Source organism: uncultured Draconibacterium sp., from assembly GCF_913060805.1.
GTDB lineage: Bacteria > Bacteroidota > Bacteroidia > Bacteroidales > Prolixibacteraceae > Draconibacterium.
This window is the reverse complement of record NZ_CAJXTC010000014.1, coordinates 99775-125953: the sequence shown is the minus strand read 5'-3', so window position 1 is coordinate 125953 and position 26179 is coordinate 99775. Positions and strand designations below refer to the sequence as shown.

Here is a 26179-nt window from a genome sequence, read left to right as displayed (position 1 = left end):
GTTCAAGATTAACCTTTCACGGCTTTCAAATTAAGCAGTTAAAAGTACTAAATATTTTATGCTCTGCAATAAAAATACAAGCACCCTGCATTTAATTTATAATCTATTAAGAATTAACAGCTTTATTCCTTTTTTGTGCTTTCGCCGTAGATATAAAGCGTGTGGTGCGACAGTTTGAAATCGTTTTTGTTGCAGGCATCTTCAATAATCTCGCGAATACGTGGATCGTAGAACTCAACAACAGTTCCGTTTGTCGTGTCGATAAGGTGATCGTGCTGAAGTGTTGCAAATGCCTTTTCGAACTGTGCAATGTTTTTGCCAAACTGGTGTTTTACAACCAACTTGCAATCGAGCAACAAATCGATGGTATTGTATAAAGTAGCGCGGCTTACCCGGTAATTATTGTTCTTCATCGAAATGTATAACGACTCAATATCGAAATGCCCTTCGCGACAATAAATCTCGTCAAGAATTGCAAATCTTTCGGGTGTTTTCCGGTGACCGTTCTTTTCAAGGTACTCGGTAAACATGTTGCGCACAGTTTCTCTGGTCTTCTGGTTATTCATAATTAAACCAATTTTAAATAGGCCAAAAATAGAAAAAAAATTTATTCTTTTAGAATGAATATAAATTAATCCTCAAGGTTTTCTACACGATTTACACTATCGATGCCTTTTATCGTTTTTAGCTTGCTGATTAAGTTGTCTAAATCGTTTGTGTTGTGGATGTATAAAAACAGGTCGCCCATGAAAATTCCGTCGTGTGTGTCGAATTTTACTGAACGCATGTTAATATTGTGACCCTTAGATATTAGCGTGGTTACTTCGTTCACAATTCCCATGCGGTCGAATCCCTGTAAATGCAACCGGGTGAGGTACGACTGGCGTTTAAATTTTGTCCATTCGGCCTGGATTATTTTTTCGCCCTGGTTGGCGATGAATTTTTCCAGCTCGCGGCATTTTACTTTATGAATAATTACGTGATCGTCGGTGGTAAGGTAACCAACAACCGGTTCGCCGGGAATTGGATTACAACATTTTGCCAGCGAGAACTTTATATTATCCTGGTTTTCGCGCAGCAGAAATGGTTTTTTCTTATCGATCTTTTGGTTTTCGGGCGTTTCTTCCTCTTCTTCTTCCTTGTTTTTGTTGCCCGATCCAAAAGTAATGTTCCAGTATTTTACCAGTTTGCTTTCCGATTTTTTGCCAATAATGTCTTTCACATCATCCAGCTCCAAAAATCCCATTCCCACTTCGGAATACAACTGTTCTTTGTTGTTCAGATTAAAGTGCGCCGTTAATTTTTTAAGGTTATTCGACGTTAACGGAGCGTTTATTTCCTTAAAAAGCTCTTCAATTATTTCCTTGCCTTTGTCGGTATGTTTGCTTTTTTCGAGCCGGAATACATTTTTGATTTTACCCCTCGCTTTTGGCGATGCTGAAAATCTTAGCCACTCCAGTTTTGGTGTCTGATTTTCGGAAGTCAGAATCTCAATCTGGTCGCCGTTTTCGAGCACGTGACTGATCGGTACCAGCTTGGTATTTATTTTCGCACCAATACATTTGTTGCCAAGTTCGGTGTGAATTTCGTAGGCAAAATCAATTACTGTCGATCCCAACGGTAACGAAAACATATCGCCTTTTGGTGTAAAAACATTTATCTCGGACGAAAACAGGTTGAGTTTAAAATCGTCGAGAAATTCGAATGCATCAGAATCGGAACTTTGCAACAGTTCGCGAATACGTTCAATCCACGGATCCAGCTCGTTTTCGAAGTTGCGAATGTCTTTGTAACGATAATGTGCTGCAAAACCATGCTCGGCCACATCGTCCATTCTGTCGGTGCGAATCTGAATTTCAACCCAATGTCCTTGCGGCCCCATTACGGTAACATGCAACGATTCGTAACCATTTGCTTTTGGCATGGTAATCCAATCGCGAATGCGGTCGGGTTTTGGTTTGTAAATATCGGTAACGATCGAAAGTACATCGAAACACTGTCGTTTTTCAGATATACCTTTTTTCGAGTTGATAATAATACGAATGGCCAGAATGTCGTAAACCTCGTTAAACGCTACTGCCTTTTTCTGCATTTTTTGCCAAATGGAGTAGCTTGTTTTTAGCCGGTGTTCTACCTTACAATCAATCCCTTCTTCCTTCAGTTTGTCAATTATCGGGCTGGTGAATTCGTTTATCAGGTAATTCCGTTTTTCTGCCTGGTTGTGCAGCAGGTATTGAATTTGTTCGTATTCTTCAGGGTGTTTGTGCTTAAAGCTCAGGTCTTCCAGTTCGCTTTTTATGGCATGTAACCCTAAGCGATGCGCAAGCGGAACATAAAGGAAAAGTGTTTCGCCGGCAATTTTAATTTTTTTGTGCGCCGGCATCGAATCCAACGTTCGCATGTTGTGCAAACGGTCGGCAATTTTAATCAAAATAACCCTTACATCGTCCGAAAGGGTCATCAGCATTTTTTTCAGCGTAAGCGCATGTTTGGCATCAAAGTCGCCCGACAGTTTGGTAAGCCCGTCAACAATTCGGGATGCCCGAGTTCCAAACATGTTTTCAATGTCGGATAAACGGTATTCGGTGTCTTCAACAACATCGTGTAACAAGGCTGCAACAATCGAAGTGGCTCCCAATCCCAAATCAACCGCAACAATACGCGCAACTGCAATAGGGTGAATAATAAACGGTTCGCCCGATTTGCGTTTTATGCCATGGTGCGCCGCATTCGAGAAACGAAATGCTTTCTCTATACGTGCCAACCGCCCTTCATCAAACTTATCTTTAATGACCTTCAGAAAATCCTGGTAGCGGTCTTCAATATGCCTTATTTCTGCTTTTGTAAAATGTTGCACTTTGCCTTTGTCTGATCCTTAATCTAAATCTGCCTGTAATAAGTTTTGAATATATAAATTCTTTCCTATCCCTGCTTTCTCTCCTGCTAAAATATCTCTTTTTTTGTCTCCTATCAACACTGAGTTAACAGGATCGATATTAAATTCCTGAATGGCTTGCAAAATCATTCCGGGTTCGGGTTTTCTGCAGTTGCATTTTCCTGTTATTTCAGGATGATGCGGACAATGATAAACTTTTGTTATTTCTATCTCTTGTTTCTGAAACTGCCGAATCATCCAATTGTTTAAACGAGAAAAGTCGTCTTCGGTATAATATTTTCGTGCAATGCCTGATTGGTTGGTAATTACGAATATCAGGAAACCCTTGTCGCTGTAGTTTTTCAGCAATTTGAAAATGCCCGGAATAAATTCAAAATCCTCAATTCGGAATACGTAGTTTTTTTCAACGTTAATGGTTCCGTCGCGGTCGAGAAACAGGGCCTTATTTTTATTGCTAGTTGCCATTTCCGAATAAAGCTTGCTCAACTTTTTCGCAGATGATGTGCCCAACGAGCAGATGCATTTCCTGAATGCGGGGTACATTTTCTGATGGTACTTTCAATATCAGGTCGCTCAATTTGTTTAAATCGCCACCGCTTTCGCCGGTTAATGCAACGGTTGTGAGTCCTTTTTCGCGAGCTGCAATAAAGGCGTTTACAATGTTCTCTGAAGTTCCTGAAGTAGATAAACCAATCAGAACATCGCCTTTTTGCCCAAAACCTTCGATGTAGCGACTGTAAACTTTTGTAAAGTCGTAGTCGTTCGAAACTGCCGTAACAAAGGATGAGTTCACATGACACGCCTCGGCAGGAATGGGTTGACGCTCGAATTTAAACCGCCCCGAAAGTTCGGCTGCCAAATGTTGTGCTTCTGCCGAGCTGCCTCCGTTTCCACAAAAAATAGTTTTGTTCCCATTTTTGTAGGCTTTTACGACCGTGTCTGCAATGTTATCGATTACCTCAACAAGCTGTGTATTTTCCCCAAGCTGATCGCAAAGTGCCGAAAGCTGCCTGATTTGCTGTAGCGTGTTACTCATTAAAAGTTGCTTTTAATTTATTCAGAACAAATTTATCAATTGGGAAAGTAATATCGTCTACTTTTATGTCTTTTATTTTTACCCAGCGAAAGCTTTGTGTTTCGTCGGCGTCAATTTCAAAATCAAAAGCTTTTTCCGAGATCTTAAATTTTAACGGCTTTTTCAGGTCTGCCAGGTAATAAATGCTGATTAATTGAGCATCGTCGTAAAACAGTGCTTTTTGGTGAAAGTCGGTGGTGTAAAAGTGCCGGATGTTTTCAATCTCTTGTCCGTTGCATTCTTCTTTAAACTCTCGTTTTAAGCCATCAATCAATCCTTCACCAAATTCCAGTCCACCTCCGGGAAACTTGGTCATTTTGGTGTTCAACACAAATTCATCCGAAAGCAAAATTTCTTTCTCGTCGTTAATAACCAGCCCATAAACGCGGATAATAAATTGCCCCATACTATTTGATTTGTGATTCGAGCCAGTCGATTATTTTTTCACTTTCGGTAGGTTCAAACCATTTCACTGCTTCATCGCGGCGGAACCATGTAATTTGTTTGCGTGCATAACGCCGCGAGTTGCGTTTGATCAACTCAATAGCTTTCTCGCGCGGAATCTCTTCGTTAAAATAAGCGAACAATTCCTGGTAGCCCACTGTATTTAACGAGTTCAAGTGTTTTTTGTGGTAAACGCTTCTTGCTTCTGCTTCCAGTCCCGCCTCCATCATTTTATCAACTCGTAAATTAATACGGTTGTGGAGTACCTGCCGATCACAGTTCAGCGCGATTTTCAGTATCTGGAATGGGCGCTCTTTTGGTGTGTCGGAGCGGAACGACGAGTAAGGCTTGCCGGTTTGAATACTAATTTCCAACGCGTGGATAATGCGGTTCGGATTCTTCAAATCGACTTTTTTGTAGTATGCCGGATCGAGCTTCTTTAGCTGCAAACGCAAACTTTCCAATCCCTCTTCTTCCAGCTGCTTTTTTAATGCTGCCCGAACTTCGGGATCGGCATCAGGCATAATGTCGATGCCTTTGCAAATCGCATCGATGTACAACATTGAGCCGCCCACCAGCAACAATGCATCCTTCTGCTGAAAAAGCTTGTCTATCAGTTCCAGCGCTTCTGTTTCGTAGCGGCTGGCATTGTAATTTTCTTCAACCGAATGACTTTGTATAAAGTGATGGGGTACGGCAGCCAGTTCTTCTTCCGAAGGAACAGCCGTTCCGATGCAAAGTTCCTTAAAAATTTGCCTGGAGTCGGCCGAAACGATTTCGGCATTAAAATGTTGGGCAACTTTAATGCTCACCTCGGTTTTCCCAATTCCGGTTGGGCCGGTAATTACAACAAGCGTTTTTGGCATGAATGCATGATTTTTGGCAAATTAATGACAAAAAAAAGACTGTTCAAAATATTGAACAGCCTTGGAATTTTTTTAAACATGGATTAAACAGTCGTCTTTCGTGATCAGAAATCGTCCATTTCGCCAAAGATTTCAGTGTAATCATCTAGCTCGCCAAAATCCATATAAACTTCTTCTTCCTGGCTTATACCAGTTTCAAGTTCAATTCTTTCTTCTCCTAAAACCTGAACGGGGGAATCGCCTTGTTTTAAAGCGACTAATGGTTCATTAAGATTTTTTTCCATAATTATTCCAGTTAGTTCTATAAAAAAAGACCTGTCGTTCAAAAAATCGAATGTATAAATGAGGTGTTGACCCTTATCCTGCAGCAAGTCGCATAATTTTGTTTTTTGCATGATGTAAAATGCCGCACCATTTATACCTAAGTCTAACATTGAAATCTCAACTAGCTTTCTCCAGTTTTTGTTGGACACGAAGAAAGATGCCAGTTGATGTGACTCAAAACCAACACTTTTCTGTATAATGCTATGAAAATCGAAAAATGAATGTTTCTCATCCAGAGCAACTTCCAATCGGAAGTTTTGGGCCTCTTGTGAAACAATTTGAAATTGATAAATCATAAATTTCACGTTGAATGAAGTCCAAATTTTACAGGAATTTTTACAAATTCCAAGAATTTAAATGCAGAAAAAATTGAAAATATCTATCAAAAGGGGCATTTTTTAGCGATCGGTTATTTTTAACAAAATGTCAAAAGGTTGGTTTTTAACCTTTTTCGGGGCATATTATTGTAAAATATTGTGAAAAATACAGAAACGAATTTGATAGAATTAAAAAATGTTAAAAAATTTTAACTCAGGAAAAATCGAACATTCGTGTTTGTTGTTCGGCTTATCGAATAATCTTGCGAAATGATGCATAAGTGTTTGTTGGTCAGGCTTTAGCGTTGGTGTTTTTGGTGTGTGATTGACTGTTTTTTGCATTACGGCCGCGTTGCCCGAAGCATCTGTCTTTTTCCCGGAGGACCGGGAAGTCGCTCCGAAATATAGCCCGATCGTTCCATTCTTCTGCGAATTTCGCCTTTGGCGCTATAGGTAACAAGGTTTGCATTTGAGTTGCTAATGCTGAACAGTTTCCTGAAAATTTCCTCGTTCCACATCTCAGGTTGTTTGTCGGGGCCGAAGGCGTCAAAGTAGATCAAATCGACTGTTGGAATCTCGTCAAATGTAAATTTGGTGAGGTCAGTTTTTAGTTTTAGTAAATCGAAATACGGTGAAATTTGAGTTCTAACATTCCATTCGCTCCTATGCAACGCTGAAAATAATTCTTCCGCTTGTTTCGAAATCAAACTTCCATAATTGAGTTGCTGTATTTCTTCTGGCTCAATCGGATATTTTTCCAACGAAATATAAGTGGTTTGTCGCTTTGTATTTTCTGCTTCAATTGCTGTTAATAAGGCGTTCAATCCTGTTCCAAAACCAATTTCAAGAATTACAGGTGCCGGCGATTGATTGTGTCGATAACCTTTATCGAGATACACAAAATCCGATTCTGTCAGTGCGCCGTTCACCGAATGGTACTGCTCGTCCATCTCCGGAATAAAGAGCGTTTTCGATCCGTCTTCAGTATTTATTATTTGTCGTTGCATGGCCTGCGAATTTCCTAAAATTGTATGTTCTACAATCAGTATTCAGCTAAAAAGCAGCAAAAAGGCACCTTTTATAACTTAAAAAACTAATTTTATCGGCCAAAAATACGAAAAACTATGTTGGTGCGCTTGTACAATGAAAATCCAAATCCCCGCGATATTCGAAAAGTTGTTGATGTTTTGCGTGATGGAGGAGTGATTGTGTACCCAACCGACACGGTTTACGGATTGGGCTGCGATATTACCAACCAAAAGGCAGTTGAGAAGGTGGCGCGTTATAAAGGTATCCAGGTAGAGAAGAACAATTTTTCGTTTATCTGCAGCGATTTTAGCCACTTGTCGGATTACACCAAGCCGATTCCCAGTCATATTTTTAAACTCATTCGCAAGAATTTACCTGGTCCGTTTACTTTTATTTTAAATGCCAATAACAACGTACCACGGTATTTTAAAGGGAAAAAGAAAACGGTGGGAATTCGTATCCCGGATAATAATATTATTCGCGAAATTGTGCGCGAGCTGGGAAATCCAATTCTTTCATCATCGGTGCACGACGACGACGAGATTCTGGAATATACTACTGATCCTGAATTGATCCATGAAAAATTCGCAGAACTGGCTGAAATTGTTGTTGATGGTGGTTTTGGCGAATTGATTCCGTCTACCATTGTAGATTGCACATCGGACGAGCCAACTTTGATACGTCAGGGAAAAGGTGAATTGGAATATTAAATCGATTATTCTTTCCAGAACGACGGCGAGAAGAGTACCAAAACAGTAAACAACTCCAGTCGGCCAAGCAGCATCAGAAACGATAAAAACCATTTCCCGATTGGGCTAATGTGGTAGAAATTTTCTGCCGGACCAACACTTCCTAAACCGGGGCCGATATTTCCTAAACAAGTTGCAACAGCTCCCATCGACGATTCCATATCGGGTTCTATAAGTGTGAAAATAACGGTGCTGATGGCAAAAATTACAAAGTAGATCATAAAGAACGCCAGCACGTTGGTAACGATTTTCGCATCAACCGAATGTTTATTAAAACGAACCGGAATAACAGCATTGGGATGCACCAGACGTTTTAGCTCGTAGTAGCCGTTTTTCAGCAGCACAACAATTCGCATAATCTTTATACCTCCACCGGTTGATCCGGCAGAACCTCCAAAAAAGAAAAGTAAAAAGATGAGCATTGTTAAAACGGGGGGCCACATAAGGTAATCGGCTGTGGCGTATCCTGTGGTTGTTATTATTGTAATGACCTGGAACAATGAATCGCGAAATGCTTTTTCAACGCCAATTTCGCTGGAAATTAAAAGGCCGATAAAAATAAGGGCCGTAAATCCCAGGGTAAAAAAACTATAGTATTTAAACTCTTCGTCTTTAAATGCCACCGAAAACTTTCCTTTTATAGCAAAATAGGAGAGTGTAAAGTTTGTTCCGGCCAGAAACATAAAAACAATAATCACATACTGAATAAATGGTGACGGCCAGTGCGCAATACTTGCCTGTTTGGTTGAAAATCCTCCGGTAGCCATGGTGGTAAACGAGTGGCAAATGGAGTCGAAAAAGGTCATTCCTCCAACCCATAACAACAGTGTTTCTGCAACTGTAAATGCCAGGTAAATTACCCAAAGTGTTTTTGCCGTTTGTTTAATTCTGGGGCTTATTTTATCGGGTGTTGGCCCCGGAACCTCTGCCATAAACAACTGCATACCACCAATTCCAAACACCGGCAAAATGGCCAGCGACAAAACTATAATTCCCATACCGCCAAGCCATTGCGTGATGCTTCGCCAGAATAAAATACCGTGGGGAAGTGCTTCAATATCGTTTAAAATTGATGAGCCTGTTGTGGTAAAACCGGAAATGGTTTCGAAAAATGCATCGGTAAAACTGGGAATTGAGCCACTTATAACATAAGGTAAACTCCCAAAAAAGGAGAACACAATCCATACCATCGACACGATGATGAAACCTTCGCGTTTGCCAATATCCTTTTTGGCTTTCGATGTGGCAGCAACGATCAGTCCGCCGATTGCCAGGTTTATTCCTCCCGAAATTAAGAATGCGCCAGTGTCGTGTTCACCATAAATCAGAGCAACCAGCAGAGCGATGCCCATGGCAATTCCCTCTACAAATAATAAAAAACCAAGTACTCTGAATATGATTTTAAGATTCATGTTCCGGTAGTTTGCGCTTACTTAAAGAATTTCTCCAGCTTTTTAATTCCTGAAGGAAGGGTGAATACAACTACTTTATCGCCTTCCTGAATTTGAGTATAACCGTGTGCAATATAACCCATATTTCCGCGAATCACACCTCCGATTTTTGCTTCCTCGGGGAAGTCAAGATCTTTAATGGATTTTTGTGTGATTTTAGCTCCCGGTTTGGCAATAAACTCAAAAACTTCGGCGTCGGAGGCGGTTAAACATTTTACTTTCGAGATTTCGGCATTCAACGTAAACCGGTAAATGTAACCGGCGGCAATCAGCTTTTTATTAAAAATACTGCCGATATCCATATTGTCTGCAAGGTTCATGTAAGCCAGGTTTTCCACCTCGGCCACTGTGCGGCGTACACCAAATGTTTTTGCCAGGTGACAGCCTAATATATTGGTTTCAGAATTTCCGGTGGTTGCCACAAAAGCATCCATTTTTTCAATTCCTTCTTCGCGTAACAAATTCAGGTTTCGTCCGTCGCCGTTAATTACCAGCACATTTTCGTACTTGTCGGCAATTTTTTCGCATTTTTTGCGGTCGCCTTCAATAACTTTTATGCGGTAGTTTTCGCCCAATTTTTCAATTGCTTTTTGGGCAATTCGGCTACCTCCCAAAAACATGATGTTTTTAACCTCGAAAAGTGTTTTTCCGGTTAATTCGTAAACATTGTTTTGTTCGGCCGGAGTGGTAACAAAAAATACGATGTCACCATTTTTTATAAAATCAGTACCATTCGGGATGATCGTTTCATTGTCGCGGTTAATCGCCACCACTAACAAATGCTGATTTTCCTGCGATAACTCTTCAAACGTTTTATTCAGAATCGGTGCATTTTCGCGCACTTTAATTCCCATCATAATCAGTTTTCCACCCGAAAACTCGATTAACTGACGTGTTGCCGTTTGTTTTACAGACGCAATAATTTCTTTTGCTGCCAGACTTTCGGGGTAAATCAATTCGTTTATCCCCAAGTTGTTAAGCTTGGCGCGGTATCTTTCCTGCAAGTACTCGGAGTTGTTTATTCGCGCAATTGTACGGTTAACGCCAAGGTACGACGCCATTGAACAGGCCAAAACGTTGCGTTCCTCAAAAGGAGTTACTGCAATAAACAAATCTGATTTTGCGAGGTCGGTGCTTTTCAAATCCTGAAATGAATGCGCTGAACCCGCAATTGTCATCAGGTCTACTTCACTACTGATTTTCGCTAATTTTTCAGGAGAATCATCCAGTAAGGTGATATCGTGGTTTTCATTGGTTAACATTCTAGCCAAATGTGTTCCTACTTCGCCGGCACCTGCTATAACAACTTTCATCTCATTATAAGTGTTAATTCTCAAAAAGTATTCGATAAAACTCGCTTGTTAGCTTCTATTCTGTAAGCGCAATTTTTATATGCTCGTTTCATCTGTCTGTGTAATTTAATGAAGCAAAATAATGCATTCTGTTTTTAAACTCCACGGAAAACGCTTTATAATTTTCCGCTTCCAACATTAAATTAACATTCTAAATTACAAAATGCCACGTGTAATTTACAGCAAATTACCAAAATAATTTTCAATGAAATAGACAATTCACAGCAGTACATTTTACATGAATTGTGCGGTTACCAAGAGGTAGCAAATGCTCCTTGTACGGAAAGAATGTGTTGTTTTTTTTCTGAAGAAGAGTTTTTTCGGTCGGGATAGTACTTTATAAGGCAACAGTCTTCGGAAATAGGTTCTATGCTGTAAGCATTAGTTTTACTGATGATTATATCCGGAGAAACGGTGTTTGTTGCCGGCGTTTGTTTTTGTTGTAACAGCACTTTTTTGCCTTCGAAAACTGCTAGTCCTTTATCGAGAAAAAGCAGATCATCTTTGTATGTATCTTCTGAAATTAGGAAAACGGTATTCGTTAATCGTTTCTGTTGTTTTATGTCCAGCAACGAACTTAAGTTATAATCGTCAACCGAAAGTGTGTCTGCTGAAATTACATACATTTTGTTAGCATTGATAAAACAAACCACCGGTTCTTGCGAGTTAAGTACAATTATTTCGTGCTGATTGATTTGCTTGTATCCTGAAAACAAAATAAACGCAGCCAAAAATACAGCAAACGAAAGTGCCGATTTCAGAAAAACAGTCCGCCGCGAATTCAGAAATAAAAAGATGGTACCCAGAATGGCCAAAACAAAAATTAGCTCGGGCAGATGAAGTACAACATCGGGTGTTGAGTTGGGAAATGATTCGATTGAGAAGAGTGAAAAATATACACCTTTTATAATCCATTTTACAACGAACGCGATTGAAGAAGCCAATAGCGGTATTTTTGAAAAGACCAATAGTCCCAGCCCGAGAGGAATAAGCAGCATGGCGGCCGGAATTACAACAATGTTGCTCAATAAAAAGTAAGTGGGGAATTGACAAAAGTAATAGGCCGAAAGTGGAAAAGTTGCTATTTGTGCTGCAATTGAGACGGTTATCAAATTCCAGAAAAACAAACCTACCTTGTTTTTAATGGGCCATAATGCAGCAATTTTTGGCTGCAGAAAAACAATACCGAAAACAGCCATGTACGAGAGTTGGAATCCAACTTCGAAAAGATTGTTGGGATTTATTAATAAAAGCAGAAAGGCTGAGGCTGCAAGCGTGTTGTAGATATTTGCTCTTCGATTAATATTACCGGCAATTATAATCAGGCTAAACATGGTGCAGGCCCGCAAAACCGATGGCGACAAACCGGTTATAAACGCATAACCCCACAAAAAGCTGATTGAAAGAATGACGTAAATAAACTTGCCGATTCTTCGTTTTTGCAGAAACCCAAAACAGAACGAAAAAGCAAAGAATAGTATACCAACATGTAATCCGGAAACGGCCAGCACATGCATGGCTCCGGCCGAAGAAAATATGCGTTTTGTTTCCCGGTCGAGTTCGCGTTTGTAGCCGAGTGTCAGCGCTGAGAGAATTTCGGTTTCCTGCGCCCCGATTTCCTGGTCGCGGTATATTTTAAGCAGTTTATCGCGAATCGTTTCGGCCCATAAAAGTGGCGTGTTGTTTACGTAGCCTGTTAATTTCCAATTCCCCGATTTTAAATAAACCTGCCTGAAAATGTGTTTCTTCGCGAGGTAATTTTTGTAATCAAATTCGTAAGGATTCCCGCGGTTTTCAACCGGTTCGGGCGACTGCTCAAAAATTATCTGGCTGCCCGGCTTTAACAGTTTAATGTCTTCGCCTTTTTCAAAATAAACCAACACTTTTTCTCGTGTGCCAACCAGTGTGTCTTCTGTTTTTACCGAATGCAAAAGAAGCAGACTTTTGTATGAATTGGTTTTCTCCTGCGGCGTTTCCAGCACTGTGGCTGCCATTAATCCGTTGGTTTCGGGAGACGGTAAATTGTTGTATTGTTGGTAAGTGATGGCACCGAATAATACAAGCAGAACAAAAGTTGTTCCGCCAAAAAGTGGAGCAAGATAAAAGTTGTAACGTTTGTGAAGGAGAATTAGAAATCCGCAAATGGCAATGGCCGCATAAATTAGCAGTGTGCTGATTCCCGTAAATATTGAAGCAAGGAAAATGCCGGTGGCAAAAGCGACCGTGATTCGTAAGAAGGGTATGTTTTTAAATGTATTTTCCAAAACCTACGCCTGAAGGATTAGCCCTTAAACGAAGGTTTTGGAAAAAGGTTACATTATTTTGGAACTTTAATTCGGTAATGTGGACGAACCTTGCCTTTTGAAATGGCAATAAGTTTACTTTTTAATAAACGTTTGCGCAGTGGCGATAAATAATCGACAAACAAAATGCCTTCCAAATGATCGTATTCGTGCTGAATTACGCGGCCGGCAAAACCTTTGTAGGTTTCGGTGTGTTCCTCAAAATTTTCGTCGAGGTATTTAATGGTCACCTCGTCGGGGCGATCCACATCTTCCCTTATTTCGGGCAAGCTTAAACAACCTTCGTTCATTGTCCATTCGTCGCCTTTGGTTTCAATGATTTCAGGATTGATAAAAACCTTTTTAAAACCTTCCAATTCCGGCTCTTCGTCGGCACCCGATGATGCATCGATCACAAACATTCGAATCGACAATCCAACCTGTGGTGCTGCCAAACCAACACCGTCAGAGTAGTACATGGTTTCCCACATATTTTCAATTATCTCATCCAATTTTGGATGATCTTTTTCAATTGTTTTGGCTTTCTTCCGTAATAAAGGGTCTCCGTATACTGTTACCGGGTATTTCATTCTTTTCTATTTTATATCAATTACAACTCTACTAACCTTTTGAAACTTGTTTTTTTAGCGTAACGAGTTGCGTTTCTGTTCTAAATAATTCTGTAAAATAATGGTTGCACTAATGGCATCAACCAATGCTTTGTCTTGCCGTTTTTGTTTTTTCAGTCCTCCGTCAATCATGGTTTGAAAAGCCATTTTCGACGTAAAACGTTCGTCGTAAATTTCCAGATTCATCTCCGGATATTTCTGCTGAAACTTTTTCAAAAACGGATTGATAAATCTAACAGACTCCGAGGCCTGGTTGTTCATTTGTTTGGGATAACCCACAACCACCGTTTCCACCTGTTCTTTTTCGAAATAATCTTTCAGAAAATCCCAAATGGTGTGGGTTGGAACTGTTGTTAAGCGGCTGGCAATAATCTGCCCCGGATCGGTTACTGCCAATCCTGTTCGCTTTTTTCCGTAATCTATTGCTAATATCCGGGCCATACTTTAATTAAATCGCCGCAAAAGTAGAGAGAATTGCTTAGAAAAAAAAGTGCATAAATGCCTGTTCTCTAGTAGCTGTAACTTTTATCACACGCGGCTGTAGCTTTTTTGGCACACGCTTTGCATCTACAAAGGCAGATATCGATTTTTATTTTGGCGCCAACAGAGCATAGCAAACAAATTGTTGAATTTTAAAGTCTATTGTCATGAAAGCAACAACTTTTAAATTGTTTGCCACGATAATTACTCTGGCGGCAATTACAATAATAACAACAGTTCCGGCCCAGGCCCAGCGCAGGGGAGGAGAACGAGGAACAGAAAAAAGAGAAGCTCCGAAAAGGAGTAGCAGAACTGAGGTAAAAACAAAGAGTGCCTCAAAAACTTATCGACAGTCAACTCCGAAAAAAGCGGATAGAAACGTTCGGTCATCGAGTAAATCAAATAGCAGTCGAAGCAGTGCAAACGTTCGTTCGAGCAACAAAACGTACAACGATTCTCGTTCGGCAAATCGCGACGTTCAGCGTAAAAGTAGTTCTAATAACAACTATAAACCGCAAAAAAGTACTACAAGGTCTTCAGCAAATGTTTACCGACAAAGTCAACCACAAAGGGCAGAGCAGGCGCGAGGCAGAGAGGCAAACAGACAGCCATCGCGGGTTTATACAAATTCAAAAAAGTCGAGCCCTGCCGTTTCAAACGGAAGAGGGACAAGCCGAAAATCAGTTTCCGAAGCACGTAGATACTACAATGTTGACAGAAACGACAAACGGTTTACTCCGAATAGAAGTTACCGCGGAAGCAGCCAGCAGTGGAGTAGCAGAAATCGCCCAAAAGCAATGAACTACAACCACCGCGACAGGAAGTATTATTCAAACTATAATTACTACAAGAATAATCACTGGGATCGTCGTTGGGAGCACTACCGCTGGAACCACAACAGCTGGCGCGACTACTACGGTGGGTACAATCCATACTCTTACCGCTATCACAAGTATTATTATTACAATAATCACTACGGTCACGTAATCCGCAAGTTTGTTTATCGTCCAACCGTTTTTGTACACAACCATAATCGCTACTATTGTTACGACGGACATTTTTTCCGTTATCACGCAGGAATTGGTTATGTGTTGGTGAATCTGCCATTCGGGTTTTCATTCGAAAGTTTGCCTTATGGCTACGAGCAAGTTCATATAAACGGCTACCTGTATTTCAGGATTGGAAATTTATTCTTCGAATCATCGGCATTAGGTTTTAGCCTGGTGCACTATCCCGACAGGTATTACGCCTACAACGACGATTATTACAACCAGGGTTATGTTGATGATTACTATTACGAACCTTATTAACAGTAATTTGAGTTAAGATATTGAAACAGGCTAGACCTTAGAATTATACTGTTTCTTACAGCACTGCCCGTCAGCATTTATATGGCGGGCAGTTTTTGTGTTTAAAAAGTCGGATTTTGATTGGCCCATTTTGAGAATATGTTATTGAACCTATTTTTATGTCAAACATTTTGTCTATTTTTAGTAGTCCAAATACAATAAATATGGCAAACAAATTAAAACGAGATCAACTTCCAGCGGCAAAAGCAAAAAACTGGAAAAGTAACTTTAAAGAAGAAGCCGATAAAACCTTCAACCTAAAATTGACTCCAATCATTTTGCAAAAAGAAACCTATAAATCGTTGATTGGCGAGAATGAAAACCGGGTGCGTGTATATCTTGGGTTGGAGCCCGAAAAGGCCGGCGATAAATATGTGCTTTGTGGTTATGCAGTGTCCTCTTTTCTTTTGGGAAGTGGCGATGTTTATGCCGACTACGAAACACCGGTATATAAACTGAGTAAGGTAAACGAAGATTTTTCGGACAATACCGAAGCAGTGATAGAAAGTATACGATTGTACCGTAAATGGCGGGCCGGCGAAATTGATGATAAACACGAAGGTGCAGCCTATCGTCAGTACATTTATCCAAATGCATATTTGCTTACTAAATTCGAGTTACACGAGTTGTTCAATACGCAAAATCATGCCAGTATAAAAATTGAATTCGGAATTAAAAAGACCATGGACGTTATGGTTAGCGCTGCTTCCGATCAATTACTAAAATCGGCAGGAGATGTTGAAGATCCGGAAGATCTGGAAGAATTCAATAATACAGGGGTTTGTCCTCCATTTTGCGACGAACGAAGTATTTATAATCCATAACAATTAAGGTTTGAGCTTTATAATGTATAACTGGGTATCAATTCTGATACCCTTCTTTATTGGTATTTATCGGTACAAACATCTTGACAAGAGCTTGCGTTTGTTCCTTTATTTTGTGATTTATGGAACGGCCAATGAGATTGTTTCCCGTATTGTTATCCAGTATGGACTGATTACTTACGATGGGGAAACCAACACTCAACCTTTATCGCATTTGTATTTAATGCTGGAGTTTCTGCTTCTTGGTTTCTTTTATTCGCATGTTTTAAAAGATATTATCAATAAACGATTAATGATCATCCTGATTATTTCGTTTGAAGTTTATTGTATCATTAATACACTGTTTTTGCAATCTGTATTTCTATATCCGGCTGTGCCACTGGCTCTAAGTAGAATATTTCTTGTCGGGTTCTCTCTTTTGTTTTTTTACAAAATAATGACTGAAGCGAGGATTCTGAAATTATGGAAAGAACCGCTTATATTCCTTAACCTCGCCGTTCTAATCTATTATTCCGGCATTTTGTTTTACTCGCTGTTGTTTAATCTCATTTTAGATTATTCAAGAGAGTTTGCAAAAATTACAAACTACTATTACGCGGGGTTAAATACGCTGTTTTACGTACTTGTTGCTATTGGTTTCTGGAAATCTGACCGGTAACCTCAGTTAGTTGAGGTCGATAATTTTCAGGGGAAATTCAAATTCTGGTCAAACGCATTGTCCGAATATTGTCCTGATTTTACAGAAAGTTCAATTTTGTTAACTATTTTAGCATTGACTAAAATGTGAATTGTGGAGGGAGCCGGGAATTCGGAAATATTATTGGTCTATTTAATAGGTACCATCGGCATGCTGTTGTTGGCGGGTGGCATCTTTTTCTTTTTTATTGCCTATCAGAAAAGATTGCTGCAGAAGCAACTGGAATTGAACCGGGTGGTTCAAAATCAGCAGGAAGAAATTATAAAAAATACGATCCAGTCGCAGGAGAATGAGCGAAAACGTATTGCCCGCGATCTGCATGACGAAGTTGGAGCCATGCTTTCGGTGGTAAAACTTACTGTGGGGAGAATTGAGAAGAAAGCAGAAGAAGGCAAAGCAAAAGAGCTGGCTACCGAAACTAAGACTTACCTCGACGATGTAATCCTTCAGGTACGCCGCATTTCAAGGTCGTTGTTACCGCCATCGTTAGAAAAACTGGGATTGTATTTTGCTCTCGAGGAGCTGGCCAACTGGGTGAATAAATCGGATCAGATGGCTATTGAGTGTTGGAAAAGTGGAGAGCAATTTCGTTTTGACAGTAAACAGGAGCTGGCCGTTTTTCGTATCGTGCAGGAACTGGTAAATAATGCCATTAAACACGCCGAAGCAACACGCATTTTAATTGATATTCGATTTGCCAAACAGTTGGTCTCGCTTGTTGTAGCCGACAACGGTAAAGGCTTTTTACTGGAGGAAAAAATGCAAACCGGACTTGGTTTGCGCAACCTCGAAAGCCGGTCGGAAATGGCAAATGCAAAGTTTAAAATGAAATCATCGCCTGGGAAAGGAACCCGCGCAATTATAGTTCTGCAAGCTGATGAGTGATCAAAAAGTAGATATCGTAGTTACCGACGACCATAAGCTTTTTAGAAAAGGTATGGTTGGCTTGTTAGACGATTTTGATATTGTTGAGAATATTTACGAAGCCGGTAACGGAATCGAATTATTGGAACTGCTCGCCGAACTGGACAAAAAACCTGATCTGGTTTTGCTCGATATTAATATGCCCGAAATGGATGGTGTTGAGGTAACCGGGCATTTACGTAAAGAGTATCCTGACATCCGGATTTTAATACTCAGTATGGAAGAAGCTCCACAGTTGGTTGCTCACCTGGTTAGCGAAGGAGTAAATGGTTACTTATTAAAAAATGCCGAGCCTGATGAGTTGGAGCTGGCCATTAAAAAAGTACTAAAAAACGATTTCTACTTCTCGGGTAGTTTGTCGGGGGCCGTTTTGCAGGGATTAAAGAAAAATACGACGAAAGATTCAGCATTTCTGCTGAAGCTTACAAAGCGCGAAAGCGAGGTGTTGAAGCTGATCTGTGAAGAATTAACGGCCACCGAAATTGGTGAAAAACTGGGACTTAGCGCACGTACCATAGAAGGGCATAAATACAACCTGCTTGAAAAAACCAAAACTAAAAATGTTGCAGGACTTGTAATCTATGCCATCAAAAACAATCTCTATAAAATATAAAAGGAGCACAAAATATGCGCTCCTTTTCGGATTCCATCTTCTTATTTTTTATCACTGTGACTCAGGGAAATGGGACAGTGTATGTTGAAGTAAAATGTGTTGAAAGTTATAGGATAAAAAATAACTAAAAAGAGGGGAGGAAATACAGTTCAGCGTTTGTGATGTGAATGTGTCTAACGAATGTGAATTTATTTTACGCTTCATTTCCATTTGATGGATCCTTTAGTTGTTATGGCAAAGTTCGGGAAGAAGTCTCAAAAAAAATAGCGTAGAATTACTCGATTTTAACCAGGTAATTCTACTTGGTTTTTGGCAACCTGTCAAAAAAAAAGAGCCACTCCGAAGAGCAGCTCTTAATTATTTAGCTTCAATAATTTCTATTTTAAATTAGCTTGTGCAGCAGCTACACGTGCAATAGGTACACGGTATGGAGAACAACTTACGTAGTCCATTCCAACACTGTCGCAGAACATCACTGATGAAGGTTCGCCACCGTGCTCGCCACAAATACCAACTTTTAAATTCGGTTTTGTACTGCGGCCTTTTTCTACACCTATTTTAACAACCTGTCCAACACCTTCCTGGTCGAGTACCTGGAAAGGATCGTTTTTCAGAATACCTTTTTCAATGTAAATAGGTAAGAATTTACCGGCATCGTCGCGCGAGTAACCAAAAGTCATCTGTGTAAGGTCGTTTGTTCCGAACGAGAAGAACTCGGCATGCTCAGCTACTAAATCAGCAGTCATTGCAGCACGTGGAATCTCGATCATTGTTCCAACCATATAGTCACATTTTGCACCTTTTTCAGCAAATACTTTTTCAGCAGTTGCGTTAATGATGTCTGCCTGCATTTTAAATTCTTTTACAGTACCAATCAGCGGAACCATAATCTCAGGACGTGCATCAACACCTTTTTGCTTCAGGTTAACAGCAGCTTCAATAATGGCGCGTGCCTGCATTTCGGTAATCTCAGGATAAGTATTTCCTAAACGACATCCGCGGTGACCCAACATCGGGTTAAATTCGTGAAGGTCTTCAACCAATGCTTTTACCTCTTCAACGCTAATTCCCATTTCGTCAGCCATCTCTTTTTGGTTGGCTTCTTCGTGAGGAACGAATTCGTGTAATGGCGGATCGAGCAAACGAATAGTTACTCCGTAACCGGCCATCGCTTCCAAAATACCTTCGAAATCTTCGCGCTGGTAAGGCAATAATTTATCTAATGCTTTGCGACGGTCAACTTCGGTTTTAGCCAAAATCATTTCGCGCATCGCTTTAATTCTTTCACCTTCGAAGAACATGTGCTCGGTACGGCAAAGACCAATTCCCTGCGCACCAAAGTCGCGAGCAACTTTTGCATCAGCAGGAGAGTCGGCATTGGTACGAACTGTCATACGAGTGAATTTGTCTGCCAGGTCCATAATTTTTGCGAAGTTTCCGCTCAATTCAGGATCCATGGTAGCTACTTTGCCATCGTATACTTCACCAGTCGATCCGTTTAACGAAATCCAGTCGCCTTCTTTAAATTCTTTTCCGTCGATGGTCATAATGCGGGTTTTGTAATTGATTTTTACATTACCGGCACCCGACACACAACATTTACCCATACCACGTGCAACAACCGCTGCGTGCGATGTCATACCTCCGCGGGCAGTTAAAATACCTTTGGCAATGTGCATACCTTCCAAATCTTCCGGCGAGGTTTCAACACGTACCAAAACTGCTTCAGGATATTTGTTGGCTTCGTCGGCAAAGAAAACAACTTGTCCGGTTGCAGCACCTGGCGATGCAGGCAAACCTTTTGCCAATACACTTGCCGCTTTCATGGCTTCGGTGTCGAAAACAGGGTGAAGTAATTCATCCAGTTTTGCAGCGTCGATGCGTTGCAATGCTGTTTTTTCGTCGATACGACCTTCTTCCAGCATATCAACGGCCATTTTTACCATGGCTGCTCCGGTGCGTTTTCCGTTACGGGTTTGCAGCAACCATAATTTACCTTCCTGAATGGTAAATTCAAGATCCTGCATATCGCTGTAATGATCTTCCAGTTTTTGTTGAGTCTCGTTTAGCTGCTTGTACATTTCCGGCATTGCTTCTTCCAGTGATGGAAATTTCGATGCACGTTCTTCTTCCGAAACTCCTTGTAGGGCAGCCCATCTTTTTGACCCCTCGAGAGTAATTTCCTGTGGAGTTCTAATACCTGCAACGACATCTTCTCCCTGGGCGTTTATTAGGTATTCTCCATTAAAAATATCTTCTCCGGTTGCAGCATCACGCGTAAATGCAACACCTGTGCCTGATGTTTGTCCCATGTTTCCAAATACCATAGCCTGACAGTTAACAGCAGTTCCCCATTCGTCAGGAATTTGCTCCATTCTGCGGTAATATATTGCACGGTCATTATTCCAACTTCCAAAAACTGCAGCTACTGCACCCCAAAGTTGTTCCCACGGATCGGTTGGAAAATCTTTGCCGGTAACATCCTTAACGGCAGCTTTAAAACGCTTAACCAGTTCCTGTAAGTCTTCAGTAGTGAATTGCGTATCCAAAGCAATACCTTTTTCTTCTTTCAACTGATCGATGATTTCTTCAAAAGGATCGTGCTCTTCTTTACTGGCAGGTTTCATTTCCATAACTACATCGCCATACATTTGAACAAACCGGCGGTATGAGTCCCACGCGAAACGAGGATTTCCAGACTTTTTAGCAATGCCCTCAACGGCATCTTCATTCATCCCCAGGTTCAGAACTGTATCCATCATTCCGGGCATCGATGCACGTGCACCTGATCGTACAGACATCAAACATGGATTTTCTTTGCTTCCAAACTCGGTTTCTGTTAGTTTTTCAACCAGCGCCACTGCGGCCTCAACTTCTGGCTTTATCAGGTCGAACGTTGCTTGCTGACCTTTTTCGTTGTACATGGTACAAACTTCTGTTGTAATCGTAAATCCGGGAGGAACAGGAACGCCAATAAGGTTCATCTCCGCAAGGTTTGCACCTTTACCTCCAAGTAGGTTTTTCATGTCTGCTTTACCCTCTGCCTGTCCGGCTCCGAAAGTATATACATGCTTTGTCATAAAATTGAAATTTTAGTTATAATAAAATAGAATTAGAAACATTATTGAAATGGATTGCTAAAGTAACTTTATTTTTCCACTTTAGAAAGTTTTTAAACTGCTTTAAAGCCTGTTTTAGAGGCATGTATCGTAATGTATTTAAACATTGTTCTATTTGTATATGTCTGATTTGCTTTAATAGCATTTTGTTCGAATATATACTGTTTTTAGTGCTAATGTTTTTTTTCGTACGGTTTTAATGTTTGTATTTCCGAACGTATGAAAATCCGTTTTGTTTACGCTCTAAACAGCAAGTTTATCTCGTGAAAATGAAGTGTTAACATTCTTTAACTTCCGTTGATACGCGTTAACTAAAATGCGCCGTATTTTTGTAGCATAGAATTTGAATAGTTTAAGTGTTTTTTCATAGAGAATAGATTTGGTTAGGTTAGGAAACAGAGATGAGTTGAAAACGTCTCTGTTTTTTTATGCCCAATTTTTCGGGATGAAAACGTTTCCTGTTTTCGGCAGATTCTTTCCTGAAAAATACAGATTCCCGTACTTATAACATTCTTTAACTTCCGTTGATACGCGTTAACTAAAATGCGCTGTATTTTTGTAGCATAGAATTTGAATAGTTTAAGTGTTTTTTCATAGAGAATAGATTGGGTTAGGTTAGGAAACAGAGATGAGTTAAAAATGTCTCTGTTTTTTTATGCCCATATTTTTGATGAAATGCGCTTCCTGTTTTAAATAATTGAAGGTGCATAGGATAAAGTGAGACATCCCTTTCTAAAATTATCATATTTGTTTGCTGCCGCAGGCTTTCATCTTTGCCTTGAAGCAAAGACGAAACACGAGGAAGGCATTTCCGAGCTCAAGGCTGCTTTTGGCAGTTACCTTCCATTTTCATAAAACCCAAATTCGGACGGGTGATCTCCTCGATCCCTCGGAGCTTCCCGTTCTCATTAAGGTTTTATTTCAATTCCAGGTAAATACCAAAAGAGGCCGTTCCGCTTATGGAAAGTTGAAGGATATGCGATGTTGTTCGAAGCTTCGGCCTCGGCCGGTGAGCCGGAAAACAAGTGATGACGACGGTAAAAAATTACTGTTGTTTGAGGAGGAACGACGAGTTTCAGGAATTTTAGTCGGCATCGCGTAGCTTTTCCGAGTGAAGTGGGCGCAGCCTTGGGTTTTGTGTTTACTATTTGGGCTAAGCCAAATAGTAAAATCGGTCTGATAAGACAAAAGCATTGTTTTCTGAAGTCAGCTCCAATATTGTGTGGAACTTTTATAGAGAAACAAATTATCAGGTATTGAGAATATTGGTACTTGAAAAGAGTTGCTATAATGGAATTATAACAGGTCTGTTTTTAGTGGTTTCGCAACTGCAAAACACAGATACCCATACTTATAACATTCTTTAACTTCCATTTAAACGCGTTAACTAAAATACGCCGTATTTTTGTAGTGTAGAATTTGAATAGTTTAAGTGTTTTTTTCATAGAAATAGATTTGGTTAGGTTAGGAAACAGAGATAATGTTGATTGTCTCTGTTTTTTTATGCCCAAATCTGCCACTTTTTCATACAAATTTCCACTTTCCTGAAAATGTTTCTGTATATTTCTGTGTTGTTGTGACATTCTGTCTGTCAGTTGGTTATGGCTCGAAAGTTGTTTTGGTTAACGACGAATTTTAATACGTAAAGCCATGAATTTTAATAATTTCACAATAAAATCGCAGGAAGCCATTCAACAGGCTTTTCAAATTGCCCAGGGAAATAACCAACAGGCAATCGAAACCGGTCACATTCTTCGCGGAGTACTTCATTCAGCCGAAAATGTAACCGAGTTTTTACTTAAAAAATTAGATGTTAATGTGCCAATTTTTAAACAGGCACTCGATCAGATTATTCAATCGTATCCAAAAGTTTCGGGAGCTGAACAATATCTTTCTTCCGGGGCAAATCAGGCTCTGCAAAAAGCACTTGGTTTGGCGCAGGAAATGGGCGACCAGTATGTTTCGGTTGAGCACATTTTAATGGCGTTGCTCGAAGTAAAAGACAATACCAGCCGTTTGATGAAAGACAATGGTATTGCAAAAAAAGAGTTGAAACTGGCCGTTGAAGAATTACGAAAAGGATCGAAAGTTGACAGCCAAACGGCAGAAGACAAATTCAATTCTTTAAATCGGTTTGCGATCAACCTGAACGAACGTGCCCGCTCGGGTAAACTCGATCCGGTTATTGGCCGCGACGATGAGATTCGTAGAATTTTGCAGATCCTTTCGCGCCGTACAAAAAACAACCCAATATTACTGGGTGAACCGGGAACCGGGAAAACGGCAATCGCCGAAGGATTAGCGCACCGCATTGTACGTGGAGACGTACCCGAAAACCTGAAATCGAAACAGGTATTTTCGCTGGATATGGGAGCTTTGGTTGCCGGGGCAAAATACAAAGGCGAATTCGAAGAGCGTTTGAAAGCCGTGGTTAACGAAGTGGTACAATCAAACGATGAGGTAATTCTGTTTATCGACGAGATTCATACACTGGTAGGTGCCGGAAAAGGCGAAGGTGCAATGGATGCAGCCAATATTTTAAAACCTGCACTGGCCCGTGGTGAACTGCGCGCTGTTGGAGCAACAACACTGGCCGAGTACCAGAAATATTTCGAGAAAGATAAAGCGCTGGAGCGTCGTTTCCAGATCGTACATGTTGACGAGCCGGATACTTTAAGTGCCATTTCAATTTTGCGTGGTATTAAAGAGAAATACGAGAACCACCATAAAGTGCAGATAAAAGACGATGCAATTATTGCGTCGGTTGAATTGTCGCAACGGTACATTTCCGACCGGTTTTTGCCCGATAAAGCCATCGACTTAATGGATGAAGCGGCAGCAAAACTGCGCCTGGAAATTGATTCTGTTCCCGAGGAACTGGATGAAATTCAGCGTCGGGTAAAACAGCTGGAGATTGAGCGCGAGGCAATAAAACGTGAGAATGATACCAAAAAGTTGAATTCGCTGAACGAGGAAATTTCGAATCTGAAAGAGGAGCAATCGCAGCTTCGTGCCAAATGGCAATCGGAGAAATCGGTAATCGAAGCCATTCAGAAAAAGAAAGAAGAGATTGAAACTTACAAGTTTGAAGCCGAGCAGGCTGAACGTCAGGGTGATTATGGTCGTGTGGCCGAGTTGCGCTATGGAAAAGTAAAAGAGGTGGAGGCCGAGATTGAAAAACTGCAGGCCGAGTTGGAAGAAATGAAAAAAGGTGAAAACCTGATTAAAGAGGAGGTTGATACCGAAGATATTGCCGAAGTTGTGGCACGCTGGACCGGTATCCCGGTTTCGAAAATGTTACAGAGCGAGCGCGAAAAGTTGCTGCACATGGAAGACGAGTTGCACAACCGTGTAATTGGTCAGGACGAAGCGATTGTAGCCATTTCGGATGCAGTGCGCCGCAGCCGTGCCGGATTGCAGGACGAAAAACGCCCGATCGGATCATTCATCTTTTTGGGAACCACCGGAGTTGGAAAAACCGAACTGGCAAAAGCGCTGGCTGAATACTTGTTCAACGACGAGAATATGATCACACGGATCGATATGTCGGAATACCAGGAGAAATTCTCAGTAACCCGTTTGATCGGTTCGCCTCCGGGATATGTTGGCTACGACGAAGGGGGGCAGTTAACAGAGGCTGTGCGCCACAAACCTTATTCAGTGGTGCTTTTCGACGAGATCGAAAAAGCGCACCCTGATGTATTTAATGTGTTGCTTCAGGTGTTGGATGATGGCCGATTGACGGATAACAAAGGCCGGACTGTAAACTTTAAGAATACTATTATCATCATGACTTCGAACCTGGGATCGCAGATCATTCAGGAGAATTACGAAACCATGAATGACAGTAATGAATTCCAGGTGCTGGAGAAAACACGTAACCAGTTACTGGAAATGTTGCGAAAAACAATACGGCCGGAGTTTTTGAACCGTATTGACGAAACCATTGTATTCACACCGCTGTCGAAAGACGCGATTAAAGAGATCGTTCGCTTGCAGTTCGAGCAAATTGTAAAACGTTTGGCCTCAAGCGACATGAAAATTGAATTAAGCGAAAAAGCAAGCGAGTGGTTATCGACAGTTGGATACGATCCTCATTTTGGTGCACGTCCGGTAAAACGTGTGCTTCAACGCTTTGTGCTAAATGAATTATCGAAACGGATACTTTCGGGCAAAGTGGATAAAACCAAGCCGATCGTAATCGATTATGAAAATGATTCGTTGGTTTTCAGCAATTAAAATACCGAATAATATTTTTAAGACGGCTCTCTTTGGGGAGCCGTTTTCTTTTTACAGTAATTCCTCTACTTCGGGAGTGGCGGCCTGCAATTGAGTAATGGCATCTTCAACCATTTTCGGAACGTCGTTCAGATTATTGGCCTGGCATTCCAATTGTATTTTTTTCAGTAAGGTTCCGGTATCTTCCATTCCAAATGTCATTGCCGAAGATTTTGCCGTATGTGCCTCGCGTGCCAGTTTTTCCCAGTTTTTTTCTTGCAGGAATGAACTCATGTTCGTCACGAACTCACTAATTTGTTCCAGAAAAATTTCTGCCATCTCCTTCATAAACTCCTTGTCGCCACCTGCAAGTGTTTCTAGCTGAGATGTATCGATGTGTTGAAATTTGTTGCCCATTTTTTTTATGATTGCGGTCAGCAATTTAGCAAAATAATCGAGAAAGCTTTTTGTGCTGTTGCTGATAAAATTCATATTTGCACTGTTTTTGAATACATAGTTTTGCTCTACGATATCCGACCTC

At 40.7% G+C, this 26179-nt stretch carries 22 protein-coding genes; 7 read left to right on the top strand and 15 right to left on the bottom strand.

Annotated features, from left to right (window positions below; genetic code table 11):
- Window positions 1-122: 122 nt before the first annotated feature.
- The 8 genes from QZ576_RS10715 to mnmD all read right to left on the bottom strand — a co-directional run bounded on the left by QZ576_RS10715 (window position 123) and on the right by mnmD (window position 6929).
- Window positions 123-566 (bottom strand): Fur family transcriptional regulator, encoded by a 444-nt coding sequence (locus QZ576_RS10715; protein ID WP_297096939.1) that lies wholly within the window; start codon window positions 564-566, stop codon window positions 123-125.
- Between the two features lie 65 nt (window positions 567-631).
- Window positions 632-2857 (bottom strand): RelA/SpoT family protein, encoded by a 2226-nt coding sequence (locus tag QZ576_RS10710; RefSeq protein ID WP_297096927.1) that lies wholly within the window; start codon window positions 2855-2857, stop codon window positions 632-634.
- Between the two features lie 18 nt (window positions 2858-2875).
- Entirely contained in the window at window positions 2876-3361 is a 486-nt protein-coding gene (locus QZ576_RS10705) for an HAD family hydrolase (RefSeq protein WP_297096925.1), read from the bottom strand.
- A complete protein-coding gene (locus tag QZ576_RS10700; RefSeq protein WP_297096923.1) occupies window positions 3351-3932 on the bottom strand; it encodes an SIS domain-containing protein in 582 nt (193 codons plus the stop codon). The genes QZ576_RS10705 and QZ576_RS10700 overlap by 11 nt, the downstream gene beginning before the upstream one ends.
- Window positions 3925-4377 carry an NUDIX domain-containing protein gene (locus QZ576_RS10695; protein WP_297096921.1) on the bottom strand — a complete coding sequence of 151 codons (453 nt, stop codon included), beginning with the start codon at window positions 4375-4377 and terminating at the stop codon, window positions 3925-3927. The genes QZ576_RS10700 and QZ576_RS10695 overlap by 8 nt, the downstream gene beginning before the upstream one ends.
- A gap of 1 nt (window position 4378) precedes the next feature.
- Window positions 4379-5281, bottom strand: coding sequence for a tRNA (adenosine(37)-N6)-dimethylallyltransferase MiaA (gene miaA, locus QZ576_RS10690; RefSeq protein ID WP_297096919.1), 903 nt, complete (start codon window positions 5279-5281; stop codon window positions 4379-4381).
- 104 nt (window positions 5282-5385) lie between these two features.
- The gene (locus QZ576_RS10685; RefSeq protein ID WP_297096917.1) at window positions 5386-5901 is read right to left on the bottom strand and encodes a hypothetical protein; all 516 of its coding nucleotides are present in this window, start codon (window positions 5899-5901) and stop codon (window positions 5386-5388) included.
- Window positions 5902-6263: 362 nt separating this feature from the next.
- Window positions 6264-6929 (bottom strand): tRNA (5-methylaminomethyl-2-thiouridine)(34)-methyltransferase MnmD, encoded by a 666-nt coding sequence (gene mnmD / locus QZ576_RS10680; RefSeq protein ID WP_297096915.1) that lies wholly within the window; start codon window positions 6927-6929, stop codon window positions 6264-6266.
- A gap of 117 nt (window positions 6930-7046) precedes the next feature.
- Here mnmD and QZ576_RS10675 point away from each other — a divergent pair, with 117 nt between their 5' ends.
- The gene (locus tag QZ576_RS10675) at window positions 7047-7661 is read left to right on the top strand and encodes an L-threonylcarbamoyladenylate synthase (RefSeq protein ID WP_297096913.1); all 615 of its coding nucleotides are present in this window, start codon (window positions 7047-7049) and stop codon (window positions 7659-7661) included.
- A 5-nt stretch (window positions 7662-7666) separates the two neighbouring features.
- Here the strand turns inward: QZ576_RS10675 and QZ576_RS10670 are convergent, their stop codons facing one another.
- The 5 genes from QZ576_RS10670 to ruvX form a co-directional block, all read right to left on the bottom strand.
- Window positions 7667-9112 (bottom strand): TrkH family potassium uptake protein, encoded by a 1446-nt coding sequence (locus QZ576_RS10670; protein WP_297096911.1) that lies wholly within the window; start codon window positions 9110-9112, stop codon window positions 7667-7669.
- Window positions 9113-9129: 17 nt separating this feature from the next.
- Window positions 9130-10464, bottom strand: a complete 1335-nt coding sequence (gene trkA, locus QZ576_RS10665; RefSeq protein WP_297096909.1) for a Trk system potassium transporter TrkA — start codon at window positions 10462-10464, stop codon at window positions 9130-9132.
- Window positions 10465-10754: 290 nt separating this feature from the next.
- Window positions 10755-12767 carry a ComEC/Rec2 family competence protein gene (locus tag QZ576_RS10660; RefSeq protein ID WP_297096907.1) on the bottom strand — a complete coding sequence of 671 codons (2013 nt, stop codon included), beginning with the start codon at window positions 12765-12767 and terminating at the stop codon, window positions 10755-10757.
- A gap of 53 nt (window positions 12768-12820) precedes the next feature.
- Window positions 12821-13375: a peptide deformylase gene (def, locus tag QZ576_RS10655; protein WP_297096905.1), complete on the bottom strand. Its 555-nt coding sequence runs from the start codon at window positions 13373-13375 to the stop codon at window positions 12821-12823.
- A 54-nt stretch (window positions 13376-13429) separates the two neighbouring features.
- Window positions 13430-13855: a Holliday junction resolvase RuvX gene (ruvX, locus tag QZ576_RS10650; protein ID WP_297096903.1), complete on the bottom strand. Its 426-nt coding sequence runs from the start codon at window positions 13853-13855 to the stop codon at window positions 13430-13432.
- 206 nt (window positions 13856-14061) lie between these two features.
- On the opposite strand from ruvX, the gene QZ576_RS10645 reads away from it, so the two are divergent.
- From QZ576_RS10645 to QZ576_RS10625, 5 genes are all read left to right on the top strand, one after another.
- Entirely contained in the window at window positions 14062-15204 is a 1143-nt protein-coding gene (locus QZ576_RS10645) for a hypothetical protein (protein WP_297096901.1), read from the top strand.
- Between the two features lie 203 nt (window positions 15205-15407).
- The gene (locus QZ576_RS10640; RefSeq protein ID WP_297096899.1) at window positions 15408-16067 is read left to right on the top strand and encodes a hypothetical protein; all 660 of its coding nucleotides are present in this window, start codon (window positions 15408-15410) and stop codon (window positions 16065-16067) included.
- A gap of 10 nt (window positions 16068-16077) precedes the next feature.
- Window positions 16078-16725, top strand: a complete 648-nt coding sequence (locus QZ576_RS10635; RefSeq protein ID WP_297096897.1) for a hypothetical protein — start codon at window positions 16078-16080, stop codon at window positions 16723-16725.
- A gap of 132 nt (window positions 16726-16857) precedes the next feature.
- Window positions 16858-17649, top strand: a complete 792-nt coding sequence (locus tag QZ576_RS10630) for a sensor histidine kinase (protein ID WP_297096896.1) — start codon at window positions 16858-16860, stop codon at window positions 17647-17649.
- The gene (locus QZ576_RS10625) at window positions 17642-18301 is read left to right on the top strand and encodes a response regulator transcription factor (protein WP_297096895.1); all 660 of its coding nucleotides are present in this window, start codon (window positions 17642-17644) and stop codon (window positions 18299-18301) included. The genes QZ576_RS10630 and QZ576_RS10625 overlap by 8 nt, the downstream gene beginning before the upstream one ends.
- 377 nt (window positions 18302-18678) lie before the next feature.
- Here the strand turns inward: QZ576_RS10625 and ppdK are convergent, their stop codons facing one another.
- Window positions 18679-21381 carry a pyruvate, phosphate dikinase gene (gene ppdK / locus QZ576_RS10620; RefSeq protein WP_297096893.1) on the bottom strand — a complete coding sequence of 901 codons (2703 nt, stop codon included), beginning with the start codon at window positions 21379-21381 and terminating at the stop codon, window positions 18679-18681.
- A gap of 1689 nt (window positions 21382-23070) precedes the next feature.
- On the opposite strand from ppdK, the gene clpB reads away from it, so the two are divergent.
- Window positions 23071-25659 carry an ATP-dependent chaperone ClpB gene (gene clpB, locus QZ576_RS10615; RefSeq protein ID WP_297096891.1) on the top strand — a complete coding sequence of 863 codons (2589 nt, stop codon included), beginning with the start codon at window positions 23071-23073 and terminating at the stop codon, window positions 25657-25659.
- A 51-nt stretch (window positions 25660-25710) separates the two neighbouring features.
- Here clpB and QZ576_RS10610 read toward each other — a convergent pair whose 3' ends face one another.
- Window positions 25711-26130, bottom strand: a complete 420-nt coding sequence (locus QZ576_RS10610) for an Hpt domain-containing protein (protein ID WP_297096889.1) — start codon at window positions 26128-26130, stop codon at window positions 25711-25713.
- Window positions 26131-26179: the final 49 nt, after the last annotated feature.